Origin of the sequence: Thioalkalivibrio sp. ALE12, from assembly GCF_000381105.1 — a bacterium.
Classification (GTDB): Bacteria; Pseudomonadota; Gammaproteobacteria; order Ectothiorhodospirales; family Ectothiorhodospiraceae; genus Thioalkalivibrio.
The window spans coordinates 82,099-95,196 of the sequence record NZ_KB905905.1 but is presented as its reverse complement, the minus strand read 5'-3'; the positions used below and the strand labels follow the sequence as shown (position 1 = coordinate 95,196).

8 protein-coding genes and 1 tRNA gene are annotated in these 13,098 nt (G+C 64.5%); 3 read left to right on the top strand and 6 right to left on the bottom strand.

Features of this window, described 5'->3' with window-relative positions; genetic code table 11:
* Positions 1–96 precede the first annotated feature (96 nt).
* The 6 genes from soxB to F614_RS0100430 all read right to left on the bottom strand — a co-directional run bounded on the left by soxB (position 97) and on the right by F614_RS0100430 (position 7,115).
* On the bottom strand, positions 97–1,830 hold the full coding sequence (gene soxB / locus F614_RS0100460) for a thiosulfohydrolase SoxB (protein WP_018877352.1): 1,734 nt from the start codon (positions 1,828–1,830) through the stop codon (positions 97–99).
* Between the two features lie 474 nt (positions 1,831–2,304).
* Positions 2,305–3,309, bottom strand: a complete 1,005-nt coding sequence (locus tag F614_RS0100450) for a class I fructose-bisphosphate aldolase (protein WP_018882122.1) — start codon at positions 3,307–3,309, stop codon at positions 2,305–2,307.
* Between the two features lie 150 nt (positions 3,310–3,459).
* Complete coding sequence (locus tag F614_RS0100445) at positions 3,460–4,632, bottom strand: NAD(P)/FAD-dependent oxidoreductase (protein WP_019558005.1); 1,173 nt, start codon at positions 4,630–4,632, stop codon at positions 3,460–3,462.
* A 73-nt stretch (positions 4,633–4,705) separates the two neighbouring features.
* Positions 4,706–5,254: an RDD family protein gene (locus F614_RS0100440; RefSeq protein WP_019583584.1), complete on the bottom strand. Its 549-nt coding sequence runs from the start codon at positions 5,252–5,254 to the stop codon at positions 4,706–4,708.
* A gap of 68 nt (positions 5,255–5,322) precedes the next feature.
* Positions 5,323–6,885, bottom strand: coding sequence for a phospholipase D family protein (locus F614_RS0100435; protein ID WP_019558004.1), 1,563 nt, complete (start codon positions 6,883–6,885; stop codon positions 5,323–5,325).
* A 153-nt stretch (positions 6,886–7,038) separates the two neighbouring features.
* Positions 7,039–7,115, bottom strand: a tRNA-Val gene (locus F614_RS0100430).
* A 173-nt stretch (positions 7,116–7,288) separates the two neighbouring features.
* Between F614_RS0100430 and F614_RS0100425 the strand changes: the two genes are divergently transcribed.
* From F614_RS0100425 to F614_RS14740, 3 genes are all read left to right on the top strand, one after another.
* Positions 7,289–8,191 (top strand): complex I NDUFA9 subunit family protein, encoded by a 903-nt coding sequence (locus tag F614_RS0100425; protein WP_019558003.1) that lies wholly within the window; start codon positions 7,289–7,291, stop codon positions 8,189–8,191.
* Between the two features lie 330 nt (positions 8,192–8,521).
* Positions 8,522–12,016, top strand: a complete 3,495-nt coding sequence (locus F614_RS0100420) for a DNA methyltransferase (RefSeq protein ID WP_019558002.1) — start codon at positions 8,522–8,524, stop codon at positions 12,014–12,016.
* Between the two features lie 239 nt (positions 12,017–12,255).
* The gene (locus F614_RS14740; protein ID WP_155986815.1) at positions 12,256–13,050 is read left to right on the top strand and encodes a hypothetical protein; all 795 of its coding nucleotides are present in this window, start codon (positions 12,256–12,258) and stop codon (positions 13,048–13,050) included.
* Positions 13,051–13,098 lie beyond the last annotated feature (48 nt).

Here is a 13,098-nt window from a genome sequence, read left to right as displayed (position 1 = left end):
TCCGGATCGCTCCCACAAAAAAGCCGCCGTGCGGGCAGTGCACGGCGGCTGCGAGACTAACCGGCCCGCTCGCGCGGGCCAAGCCAGGGTGGTCGATCAGCGATCCAGACCGGGATCGCCCTCGACGTTCTTCAGTCGCGGCAGGTAGGGCTTGCCGGGGCTGATGGTGTCGTGCTCGCGCAGGTAGTTGGCGACCACGTCCCAGACCGGGTCCGTATCCAGCGGCTCGTGGACATTCGCCCAGCCGGCGACCACGTACTTCCTGTCCGGATCCAGCGGCTCGCCGTTGATGTGCATGTCGCTGATGCGGCTGCCCATGGATTCATGCGGATCGATGGTGTACTCGATCCCCGAGGTCCGGACCATGTCGCCCCCCCGGTGGTGATAGGGGTTGGAGTTGAAGATCGAGTTGGCCACGTCCTCCAGCGCGTTCTTCAACTGCTCGCCGGTCATCTCGTTGCGCTGGGTCTCCGAGTAGGTGGTCGCGGTCTGCGTCATCAGCTCCTCGAAGGTGATGGGCGAGCCCGGCAGCACACTCACGCCCCAGCGGAAGCCCGGCGAGAGGGCCACCTCGGCATCCATCTCCTTGATCATCGCGTCCATGATCACTTCGTCGAAGGTGCCGTTGAAGTTGCCGCGTCGATACAGCACGCCGTCGGTAACCGCCAACTCTTCGCTCAGCTTGTCCTCGTAGGGCTCGCGAACCTTGCGGATATGCTCTTCCATCTCCGCGTCCGCCTCGATCAGGTTGGAGAACACCGGCAGCAGCGTGAACTTGTAGTCGCGGATGCCGCTGTCGGTCACATCCAGGTCCATCACGCCCACGAACTTGCCGTTGGAGCCGGCATTGGTCACCAGGGTCCGCTCGCCGCCGGCATTCTCGATCTCCATCGCCCCGGGCACGGCATCGTGGGTGTGGCCACCCAGGATCACGTCCACGTCGCGCAGGCGGCGGGCCATCTCCATGTCCGTGACCATGCCGTTGTGCGACAGGATCGCGACCACCTTGGCCCCCTTCTCGCGGCATTCGTCAACCATCCGCTGCATGTTTTCGTCGCGGATGCCGAAGCTCCAGTCCGGGAACATGTAGTCGGGGTTGGCCACCGAGGTATACGGGAAGGCCTGGCCGATCACCGCCACCGGGACCCCGTTCATCTCGCGGATGGTGTAGGGCTCGAAGACCGGGTCGCCCCAGTCGCGATCCTCGATGTTCTGCGCCAGGAACTCGATGTTGTTGGGCTTGAAGTCGTTCTCGATGACCTCCATCACCCGTTCGTCGCCAAAGGTGAACTCCCAGTGGCCGACCATGATGTCCACGCCCAGCAGCTTCTGCGCATCCACCATGTCCTGGCCGTTGGTCCACAGCGACGTGGCCGAGCCCTGCCAGGTGTCGCCACCGTCCAGCAACAGGGAGTTCGGGCGTTCCGCCCGGAGCTTCTGGATCAGCGTGGACAGGTGGGAGAACCCGCCCAGGCGCCCGTACTTCTCGGCCGCATATTTGAAATCCATGTGCGTCACGGCATGCGCAAGCGGCGTACCGGGCTTGATGTCGAAGTATTCCAGCAGTTCCTTCCCGGCCATCACCGGCGGCTTGCCCTGCATGTCGCCAACCCCGATGTTCACGTCCGGCTCGCGGAAATACACCGGCTTCAGCTGCGCGTGGCAGTCCGTGTAGTGCAGCAGCGAGACATTGCCGAACTTCGGCAGGTCATACATATCCGCATCGGCCGGTCGCCAGGATCCCTTCTCGCCAGCCCAGGCATTCATCGAAAAGCCGGCGGCGCTTGCGGCCACCATGGCCTCCAGGAACTCTCGGCGTGTCAGACTCATGTCGCTCTCCTTGGTGATCTTCTGGATTTCTCGTCAAACGACGGGGCATTACGGCGGCCCCACGCAGTTCCCGACGCGCAAAAACCATTAATGTTCCGCCAGAGCCGGCCAAGCGAGCCTGCGCTAACCACATTTTCCCGGACATGGGCAGGAGAAGCGCCCACCTTCGCCACCCCTTCCCGCGAGATCGCGAAACTTTGAATACCTGAGGAATGCGTCACAGTTCGGCAGGCAATCGACACAAAAAAGCCTGCTATCCGGAGATAGCAGGCCAAGACGCGACATACACCGTCGGAAGCATCCGGCCGCCTGCACGCTGGGGGATCGTGCGCTCCTTGGCGGCCGTTGTTCGGATCCGACGGTTTCAGGCTAGTCAGCCATCCGCCGGTCTTTCTTGATCCAGATCAATAGATCCCCCAATCCGTGGACCTGGCTGTGGTTCCGGCCCTGGATCCAGGCCATGCGGCATTAGCTTCAGGCCGCGTACTTGCCCTGGGCCGCCAGCCCGTTGTCGCGGGCGCGCTCGTACACCGTCTGCTGGGCCTTCTCGAAGTTGGCGCCCATGTCCTTGCCCCACAGCTCCATCGCCGCCTGCTGCATGCCGCGACCATAGGAGAAGGACAGCGGCCACGGGGCCCCGCCGATGCGGTTCATCGCATCCAGGTGATTGGTGGCGTCGGCATCGCTCTGCCCACCGGAGAGGAACACGATCCCGGGCAGGATCGCCGGCACAGCGGACTCCAGGCAGCGCAGCGTCGCATGCGCGACATCCTCCACGCTGGCCTGCTCGGGGCAGTCCTTGCCCGGCAGCACCATGCTGGCCTTCAGGATGGTGCCCTCCAGCAGGACATGATGCTCGTAGAGCGCCTTGAACACCGCGCGCTGGGTCGCCTCGGTCACGCCGTAGCAGGTCTCGATGTCGTGACTGCCGTCCATCAGGACCTCCGGCTCCACGATCGGGACGATGCCCTGCTCCTGGCACAGCGCGGCATACCGCGCCAGCGCGTGCGCATTCGACTCGATGCAGGTGTCGGTGGGCATGGTGTCGCCAATCGTGATCACCGCGCGCCACTTGGCGAACCGCGCGCCCATTTTGGCGTATTCCTCCAGGCGTTCGCGCAGGCCATCCAGGCCCTCGGTCACCTTCTCGCCGGGGAACCCGGCCAGGTCCTTCGCGCCGGTATCCACCTTGATGCCCGGCAGCATGCCGGACTCGTTCATCACGTCGACGAACGGCTTGCCGTCGCGGGTCGACTGGCGGATGGTCTCGTCATACAGGATCGCGCCCGAGATGTACTCGTTGAGCTGCGGCGTGGTCAGCAGCAGTTCGCGATAGGTCCGCCGGTTCTCTTCGGTGTTCTCGACCCCGACCGCGCCGAGCCGCTTGCCGATCGTCCCGGTGGATTCATCGATGGCGATGATGCCCTTGCCGGGGGCCACCATCGCTTCGGCCGTCTCTACCAACTGATCGATCTTCATGCCTGCTCCTTGCGTTGCTGCTTGGGAATTCGAAGAGTAGTCACCTACCCCGGGTTCTTCCAACACGGGTCCTTCCAACCCGACAGGCGAAACCCCAGCACAGTTTCCCGAACAGCACGAAAGGCCGTGTTCGCGACGCACAAAAACCGCTCAGACGTACATGCCCGCCGCGTACCCGGAGGCCCAGGCCCACTGGAAGTTGTGCCCGCCCAGATGCCCGGTCACGTCCACGACCTCGCCAATAAAATAGAGCCCCGGGATCGAGCGGCACTCCATCGTCTTCGAGGACAGGGCGGCGGTATCCACCCCGCCCAGCGTCACCTCCGCGGTGCGGTAGCCCTCGGTCCCGGACGGCCAGACCGTCCAGGGCTGACAAACCCCCGTTACCTGCTCGATATCGGCATTGCTCAGGCGCTCCAGCGGCCGGTTCTCCACCCACAGCTCGCACCAGCGCTGCGCAACCCGGCGGGTCAACTGCTCCCCCAGCACGCTCTTCAGCTCCAGTTTCGGGCGCTGCTCCCGCAGCTCGCGCAGATGGGCGGCCAGGTCCATGCCCGGGAACAGATCGATCGCCACCGGCTCCCCCTCCACCCAGTACGACGAGGCCTGGAGCACCGCCGGCCCGCTGAGCCCGCGATGCGTGAACAGCAGGTTTTCCCGAAACCCCATGCCCCCGGCGGTGGTCACCGTGTCCAGCGACACACCCGACAGCCCCTCCAGCTCCTCCAGGGGCCGCCCGCTCAGGGTGAACGGCACCAGGGCCGGCCGGGTGGGCTGGACCGCCAGGCCCAGCGAACGCGCCAGGTCCAGCCCGAAGCCCGTGGCCCCCATGCGCGGGATCGAATAACCGCCCGTGGCGATCACCAGCGACTCGCAGGCAATGGCATCCCCGCCGGCCTGCAGCCCATGCGGCGCCCCTGTGGCCACATCCGTCACCGGTGTATCCGTGCGCACGGTCACGCCGGCCGCCGCGCACTCGTCCAGCAGCATCCGCACGATGTCCTTCGACGACCGGTCACAGAACAGCTGCCCAAGCTTCTTCTCGTGGTACGGGATACCGTGCTTCTCCACCAGGGCGATAAAGTCCCACTGGGTGTAGCGGCTGAGCGCGGACTTCACGAAATGCGGATTCGCGGAGATGAAATTCTCCGGCTCGCAGTACATGTTGGTGAAGTTGCAGCGCCCGCCACCGGACATCAGGATCTTCTTGCCCACCCGGTTGGCGTGGTCCAGCACCAGCACCCGCCGCCCGCGCGCGCCTGCCGTCAGCGCACACATCAGCCCGGCCGCGCCGCCGCCGATCACGACCACGTCGAAGTCCACTGTTGCCGCCCCCAGTTCCGTCACCACGCGTTCCCCGAGGACAGCGGGATGTGGCGCAGCCGCCCGCCCACGCTCAGCGCACCCACTCCTTGCGCACCACCAGGGTCTGCGCAATCAGGTCGTGCAGCGCCTGCCGGCGCCGGGTGAAGGCCACCATGATGTAGCCGATCATCAGGATCATCCCGGACAGAATGGTCGCGAAATGCCGCCCGGTCGCGCGCAGGAACGAGATCCGCTCGCCGTTGAAATCCACCACCCGCAGCCCGAACACCATCTTGCCCAGCGTTGCCTGATACCGGGAGCTGTGCATGCCCGCCCAGTACAGCCAGGCCACCAGCATATTCACCAGAAACCAGGCCACCTCCGCCGGCGGCACCGGCTCATCCGGTCCGCGAACCGCCATCGTCTCCGGGCTGATCACGGCCTGCGCGACGATCTGCGGCACCCCGATGATCACACCATCCACCAGATAGGCCCCGACGCGGACCCAGAACCCGCCATAGGCCGCGCGGTCCTCGGGCGGGCCGTCGTGCCCGCCGCCTCCGGCCGCCATCGGCGCTCCGCACTGGATGCAGAACCGCGCGTCCGGCGGGTTCTGCTTGCCACACTCTCCACATTCCATGATCGCTCACTCTCCTTTCCTTGAGTGTCTGGGCCGCTGGCCGGCCTCTACCCTCCGGCGGCCGGCCCCTACAATAAAGGCTCGACCGGAAGAATCCGGGTCACGCCGGAGACGAACCGCCGCCACAGCCCCGCCTTGGGCTCGTAACGGTGGGCATTGCCGGAGCCGTCCCGCCACACCAGGCCGCCGGTCGCATCCCGCCCCACCCGGTAGGCCACCTGCGGCCGAATCCCTTGTTGATGCAGCGCCGCGAGCCGCTCCACCAGAACCGGCTCGCGCAGGAACACGCCCGACTCGCTGTTGGTATGCGCCGAGCGCGGATCCAGATTGAACGAGCCCACAAAGGCCTCGCGGCCGTCGAACACCAGCAGCTTGGTGTGCAGGCTGGCCTGCGAGGCATCGATCCCGCGGTCACGCTCCAGGCGCGCCCAGCGTGGCGGCCCGGTGGGGCGCAGCTCGAATAGCTCCACGCCGGCATCCAGCAAGGCGTGGCGCCGGCTCGCATAGCCCGCATGGGTAAAGGCCACATCATTGGCGGCCAGCGAATTCGTCAGCACCTGAATCCGGACCCCCGCCTCGCTCATGCGCGCCAACTGGGCCGCCCCGTCGCGCCCCGGCACAAAATACGGCGACACGATCAGCAGTTCCTCTTCAACGCCCAGCAGCCGCTCGCCCAGCGCATCCGCAACCCGCGAACCCTCGCCGCGCCCGCGCGCCTTGGCCTCGTCATCCACCACGAACTCGGCCTGCGTAGTCCACACATAGGCCGCCGCATCCGCCACCGGCTGCGGCACCGGCAATCCGTTCAGGGGCTCCATCTGCATCAGGGGGTGGGTGTGGTTCTGTGCCAGCCAGGCGCGCAAGGCCCCCTGCTGCATCGCCAGCCGTTCCGGCGAGGCATTCTCCCGCGCCAGACGCGCGACCCCGATCGCCCCCGGACTGTTCCAGAACTCCACAAACGAAAGATCGATCTCCCGGACCAGCGGCCCCACCACCACCAGGTCCAGGTCCGCGAAGTTGTAGTCCGGGCTGGCCTCGAAATACTCGTCCCCCACATTGCGCCCGCCCGTGATCGCCAGATGCCCATCCACGATCCAGGCCTTGTTGTGCATCCGGTGGTTCAGGTCGCTGCCGCGGAAGAAGAACTCCGCACTCGCGCGCAACAAGCCCTCGCGGCTGCGAAACGGGTTGAAGACCCGCACCTCGATATTCGGGTGCTGATCGATCGCGGCCAGGGTGGCATCGCGCCCGCGCGCATCGATGTCATCCAGCAGCAGCGACACCCGCACCCCGCGATCCGCCGCCCCCAGCAGCTCGCCCATCAGCACCCGGCCCGCCGCATCGTCGCGCCAGATGTAGGACTGAACCTGGATGCGCTCGCGTGCCATGCGCACGCTCATCACCCGCCAGCGAAACGCTTCCGCCCCCTCGTCCAGCAACCGGAAGCCCGTCTTGCCCTCGTCCCGGGCCGGCGGATGCCCCTGCAGCCAGGTCGCCAGCGGCCCCTCGCTCGCCGGCGGCTCCAGCCCCTGCCAGGCACGCTCCGGCGCCGGCTGCAGCGGGGCACAGCCGGCCACCAGCGCCAGCAACAGCACCGCCACAAGCCAGGAAAACCAAACCGGATAACGCATCACCAAGCCATCGCCGGACGCGAAGCCCCCCTTTCAAACCCCACGCGAGCGCTCAGCCTGCCGCCTCTACTCGGCCCTGTCGACGCGCCCGCCCGAACCCCGGACACAAAAAAAGCGAGCCGGGCGGACCCTGACTCGCTTTTTTCTACAAACTGGTAGGCGCGATTGGACTCGAACCAACGACCCCTACCATGTCAAGGTAGTGCTCTAACCAGCTGAGCTACGCGCCTGTCGTCTTCGAGCCGCGTATTGTACCGACTCCCCGCCCCCTGTCAAAGCCCATCGCAACGCATCCCCGTCCGGCTTTCCCAGGGGCAACGCGACGCCGCTGACCCGACCAGTCTGCGCGACAAGCCATCGCTCAGTCATACCGCCCGGCGAACTTGAACCAAGGGGGCTCACCATGCACCCGAAGCGCATCACGGTATTCGGCGGCACCGGCTTTCTCGGCCGCGCCACGGTGCACGAACTGCTCGACGCCGGGCACACCGTGCGCATCGCCTCACGCCGCCCGGTACTACCCGATTCTCTGCAAAATCATCCCCGAGTGGAGCACTGCCGCGCCGACATCCGGGACGATGCCGATGTCGCCCGCGCCGTGGAAGATGCCAGGGGCGTTATCAACGCCGTCAGCCTGTACGTGGAGCAACGCAACCTGCGCTTCACCACCATCCACGTCGAAGGCGCCGCGCGCCTCGCCCGCGCCGCCCACAGGGCGGGCCTGGAGCGCGTCGTGCAGATCTCCGGCATCGGCGCCGACAGCCGCTCGCCATCGTCGTACATCCGTGCCCGAGCCGAAGGCGAAGCCGCCGTCCTGCACGAATTCCCCAACGCCATCATCGCGCGCCCCAGCGTCCTCTTCGGCCCGGGCGACGCCTTCCTGCGCAACCTGGCCGGCCTCACGCCCCTGCCGGTCATCCCCCTGTTCGGCCGCGGCACCACCCGCCTGCAACCGGTACACGTCAGCGACATCGCCCGCGCTCTCGCAAGCCTGTGCGCAGACGAGCCGCCCACACACCCCATCTACGAACTCGGCGGCCCGGACATCCTCACCTACCGCCAGATCGTGGCCCTGGTCCTCACGCACCTGGGCCGCAAACGCCCCATGCTGCCCATACCATTTACCGTCTGGCACGCCCTGGCCGCCCTCGGCTCACTGCTCCCCAATCCACCCCTGACCCGCGACCAGCTCTACCTGATGCAACAGGACAACATCGCCAACCCCACCCTCGGCACCTTCGCCGACCTCGGCATCACCCCCTACTCGCTCGAACAATCCCTGCCCGGCTGCATCCCAACCCGCTAATCCCAGCCGAAGAAATCACCCGACCAGTCCGCCTCCCCTTGTGGGAGCCTGCTTGCAGGCGAAGCCCCTGCCAAAGCCAGACACAGTCAAAGGCTTCGCGTGCAAGCACGCTCCCACAGCACACTCCCACAATTTGTGCCCCACCCAACACCGTCATCCCGCCCGCAGCACCCCCTCGTCATCCCGGCCGCAGCGCAGCGAAGAGCCGCGATCTCCCACGCCCGAACCCACCACGGCACTACACACCTCACCCCAAGAGCCGCACCCCACAGGACAACCGCCAGCAGAATCGGTAAGGTCAGGCCCAACACGTAAACGGACATGCGTCACATGGATGGACTCGAGGCCCGCCCGGCCCACGCCGAAGAATCTGGTCCCGCGCCGATTGCCTCGCCGGAGCAGGTCGAGGCCTTCCTCGACCGCTGGCAAGAGGCCGGCGGCAGCGAGCGCGCCAACTACCAGCTCTTCCTCACCGAGCTGTGCGCGCTGCTGGACCTGCCGCAGCCCGACCCGGCCAGCGACGACACCCGCGACAACACCTATGTGTTCGAACGCCGCGTCACCATCCGCAACCCGGACGGCAGCGAGAACCGCGGCTACATCGACCTCTACCGCCGCGGCTGCTTCGTGCTGGAGGCCAAGCAGACCGGCAAGGGCCTGCACACCCAGGGCTGGGACAAGGCCATGCTCGCCGCGCAGAACCAGGCCGACCAGTACGTGCGCGCCCTGCCGGAAGACGAAGGCCGCCCGCCGTTCATCGTGGTCACCGATGTCGGCCGCAGCCTCGAGCTCTACGCCGAATTCTCCCGCTCCGGCGGCACCTACGTCCCCTACCCGGACCCCAGCCGCCACCGCATCCGCCTGGAAGACCTGCGCGATCCCGAGATCCAGCAGCGCCTGCACCACCTGTGGCTGGCGCCCGACCAGCTCGACGCCAGCAAGCACGCCGCCCGCGTCACCCGCGAGGTCAGCACGCGCCTGGCCGAACTGGCCAAATCCCTGGAACAGCACGGCTTTGAGGTCGAGCGCGTCGCCCACTTCCTCAAGCGCTGCCTGTTCACCATGTTCAGCGAGGACGTCGAACTCCTGCCCAAGGGCAGCTTCACCGCCCTGCTCGAGCGCCTGCAGCAGAACCCCGAACACTTCCCCGACGCCATGCGCTCGCTGTGGGAGACGATGAACACCGGCGGCTACGAAGGCCAGCTGATGCACAAGCTGCAGCGCTTCAACGGCGGCCTGTTCCAGAACATCGACCCCATCCCGCTCACCGCCGACCAGATCGGCCTGCTCATCCAGGCCGCCCGCGCCGATTGGCGCTTCGTCGAACCCGCCATCTTCGGCACCCTGCTGGAACGCGCGCTCGACCCGCGCGAACGCCACAAGCTCGGCGCCCACTACACCCCGCGCGCCTACGTGGAACGCCTGGTCATGCCCACGCTCATCGAGCCCCTGCGCGCCGAATGGAACACCGTGCAGGTGGCCGCCGAGGCCTGGCTGCAGCAGAACAAGCCCGACAAGGCCCTGGACGAACTGCACCACTTCCACCAGCGCCTGCGCGAGGTACGCGTGCTCGACCCCGCCTGCGGCTCTGGCAACTTCCTCTACGTGGCGCTGGAACACCTCAAGCGCCTCGAAGGCGAAGTGCTCAACCTCATCCGCGACCTGAGCGCCGGCCAGGCCACCTTCGACACCGAAGGCCTCACCGTCGACCCGCACCAGTTCCTCGGGCTGGAGATCAACCCGCGCGCCGCCGCCATCGCCGAAATCGTGCTATGGATCGGCTACCTGCAATGGCACTACCGCCTGCACGGCCGCCTCAGCCTGCCCGAACCCATCCTGCGCGACTTCCACAACATCGAATGCCGCGACGCGCTGATCGAATACGACAGTCGCGAACCCATGACCGACGACCACGGCCAGCCCGTGACCATCTGGGACGGCATCAGCTACAAGAAAAGCCCCGTCACCGGCGAACTCATCCCCGACGAGACCGCCCGCACGCCCGTCTACCACTACAGCAACCCGCGCCGCACCGAATGGCCCGAAGCCGACTACATCGTCGGCAACCCGCCGTTTATCGGCGCAAAACGTATGCGCCACGCGTTGGGAGATGGATACGTCGATGCGGTGCGTGAAGTGTTCAGGGGCGTAGTGCCGGACTCGGCCGATTTCGTCATGTACTGGTGGCACATCGCGGCTGAGAAAGCGCGGGAGGGCCGAGCACACCGCTTTGGCTTTATCACCACCAATAGTTTACGCCAGACTTTCAGTCGCCGTGTGGTGGAATCACATCTGAATGACAGCAAGAAACCCCTCTCGCTTGCCCTCGCCATCCCCGACCATCCTTGGATAGAAGCGAGCGATGGTGCTGCCGTGCGCATTGCCATGACGGTCGGGGTGGCTGGCGAACACCCCGGTGTCTTGTGCTATGTGGTCAGCGAACGCGATACGGACGACGATGCCCGTACCGTAGAGTTAGCGCGTCGATCTGGCAAGTTGTTCTCGAACCTTGAAGTCGGTGCAAATGTCGCTGAAGCCAAGGCACTGGAGGCTAATCGAGAAATCAGTAATCGTGGTGTTTGCTTGTTCGGTAAAGGCTTTGTGATAAGTCCCGAAGATGCGGCAGCAATCGGCTTGGGCCATGATGTTGGGCTCGAGAAGCATATCCGTAACTACAGGAATGGTCGGGATCTCACTCAGTCTCCCCGCAATGTCATGGTGATTGACTTATACGGACTCAATATAGACGAAGTGCGGGCAAGCTATCCAAAAGTGTACCAGTGGGTATTAGAGCGGGTTAAGCCAGAGCGTGATAACAACAAACGTGAATCACGGAGACAGAAATGGTGGCTATTTGGTGAGACCAACCCCAATCTCCGTGAGACATTGAACGGTCTCTCCCGTTACATTGCAACTGTCCAGACCACCAAGCACCGGGTCTTTCAGTTCATTAGTGCCGACATCCTGCCTGACGACGGGCTTATCAATATCGCCATCGAATGCCCGTCCAGCATGGGCGTTTTGTCTAGCCGGATTCATGTCATTTGGGCATTAGCTACCGGGGGGACACTTGAAGATCGCCCCCGCTACAACAAGACCCGCTGCTTCGAGACCTTCCCCTTCCCGGAACTCGACGATGAGCAGGCCGCCACCATCGGCGACCTCGCCGAACGCATCGACGCCCACCGCAATGCGCGTCAGGCCGAACACCCGGACCTCACCCTCACCGGCATGTACAACGTGCTGGAAAAACTGCGCGCCGAAGAACCGCTGACCGCCAAGGAACGCACCATCCACGAACAGGGCCTCGTCTCCCTGCTGCGCGAACTACACGACGACCTCGACCGCGCCGTCTTCGACGCCTACGGCTGGAACGACCTCGCCGACCGCCTCGTCGGCCGCCCTGGCGCCACCACCCCGCTGCCGGACAAGCCCGCCGACCAGGCCGAAGCCGAAGAAGAACTCCTCAGCCGCCTCGTCGCCCTCAACGCCGAACGCGCCGCCGAAGAAGCCCAGGGCCACATCCGCTGGCTGCGCCCCGACTACCAGGCCCCCGAAGCCACCCAGACCACCACCACGCTGGAAGCCAAACCCGAGGCCACCGCCGACACCCCGACCGAACCGGCCAAAAAGCCCACCTGGCCCAAATCCATGCCTGACCAGGTCGAAGCCGTCCGCCGCCTCCTCGCCATCGGCCCCCAAACCCCGGAAGCCCTGGCCACCCACTTCAAGCGCAAACCCACGAAGTCGATCACCCAGGTCCTCGCCGCCCTCCAAATCCTCGGCCAGGCCACCACCGACAACGACCACTGGCGCCTGACATGACCATCGATCAGCAGCATAAAGGGTCCATCACCAATCACAGGCCTCCAACTGCACCAACATCCCTGCGCCATAATCAAGTGCTAAGAAACACCCGGGCCCCGGATCCGACTGATTTCCAATCCTTCCCTTACACGAGACGACCGGTCCAATATCCAATTGAACACGCGCGCACGTTCATCCGATATCCGTGCGCGCCATCCAATCACTGTTAGCTGAGCCTCTACGATAGGTTTGGGTGTATGGCTTTAACGAACGAAATTGGATTGGCTTTCGAAACGCTCAAAGAAACTCGGGGGCCGGGGTTGTTTGTTGAGTACCTGCCTGCCGACGAATATAGGCCGTTTGCATCGTTGTCCTTGGTTTATGCTGAGTGCCACGAGGGGATGGAGGCAATAACAAAACGTATCAGAGACGAGGCGCAGCATTGGTTCGGCCGCTTCCCGGCTCCAATTGTGGCTACTGCATTTAACAGCGACGATGATCCTATTGATGTTTCAGACGGTAATAATCGGCATGACCTTTTGGTATATTCACACGCGGGCGAGGTCGTAACTGAGTGGGGCCGCCTTGGAGATTTCGCAATGCCGCCCTTCGATACAAGCCCAGATAACCTGTTACGGGTCTACTCTTCGATCAGCTACAGCACAAAGGAGGAAAGACGAAAGGAAGGAGAGAAGAAGCTCAAAGAACAGCGCGTTGGAATGCGAGTAATTATTGCCATCTTGTTTTTCCGTCGCACAGTAATACCAGCAGCTGTAGCATTAGCATTTTACGTACATCCGATTCTTGGCTTGATTGGATTGATCGGGACATTGGCGGATGCGGCGATCGGTGGCCTAAGGGTCCTCGGTTATCTTCCCAAGAGCAAGAAAGAAAAGCGAGAAGAAGAAAAGAGGCGGAGAATGGAGCATCATGATTACCATTGTCAGCTTAACCCAAAAGGCTTTGCTGCTCTCAAGGCTGAAAATCTTGGGGAAAGACTGCGAGAACGAGTCAAACAAGAAGCCAGAGACCTGCATAGTGAAAATAGCTAACCAAGCCATGCAGCCGACGCTCGTACCTCGCGCGGCTGATAGCTGGCG

Excerpts from the sequence above, each read along its gene's own strand:
- soxB (WP_018877352.1), bottom strand. The coding sequence starts at position 1,830 with ATGAGTCTGACACGCCGAGAGTTCCTGGAGGCCATGGTGGCCGCAAGC.
- F614_RS0100450 (WP_018882122.1), bottom strand. The coding sequence starts at position 3,309 with ATGAAGATCGATCAGTTGGTAGAGACGGCCGAAGCGATGGTGGCCCCC.
- F614_RS0100440 (WP_019583584.1), bottom strand. The coding sequence starts at position 5,254 with ATGGAATGTGGAGAGTGTGGCAAGCAGAACCCGCCGGACGCGCGGTTC.
- F614_RS0100435 (WP_019558004.1), bottom strand. The coding sequence starts at position 6,885 with ATGCGTTATCCGGTTTGGTTTTCCTGGCTTGTGGCGGTGCTGTTGCTG.
- F614_RS0100425 (WP_019558003.1), top strand. The coding sequence starts at position 7,289 with ATGCACCCGAAGCGCATCACGGTATTCGGCGGCACCGGCTTTCTCGGC.
- F614_RS0100420 (WP_019558002.1), top strand. The coding sequence starts at position 8,522 with ATGGATGGACTCGAGGCCCGCCCGGCCCACGCCGAAGAATCTGGTCCC.
- F614_RS14740 (WP_155986815.1), top strand. The coding sequence starts at position 12,256 with ATGGCTTTAACGAACGAAATTGGATTGGCTTTCGAAACGCTCAAAGAA.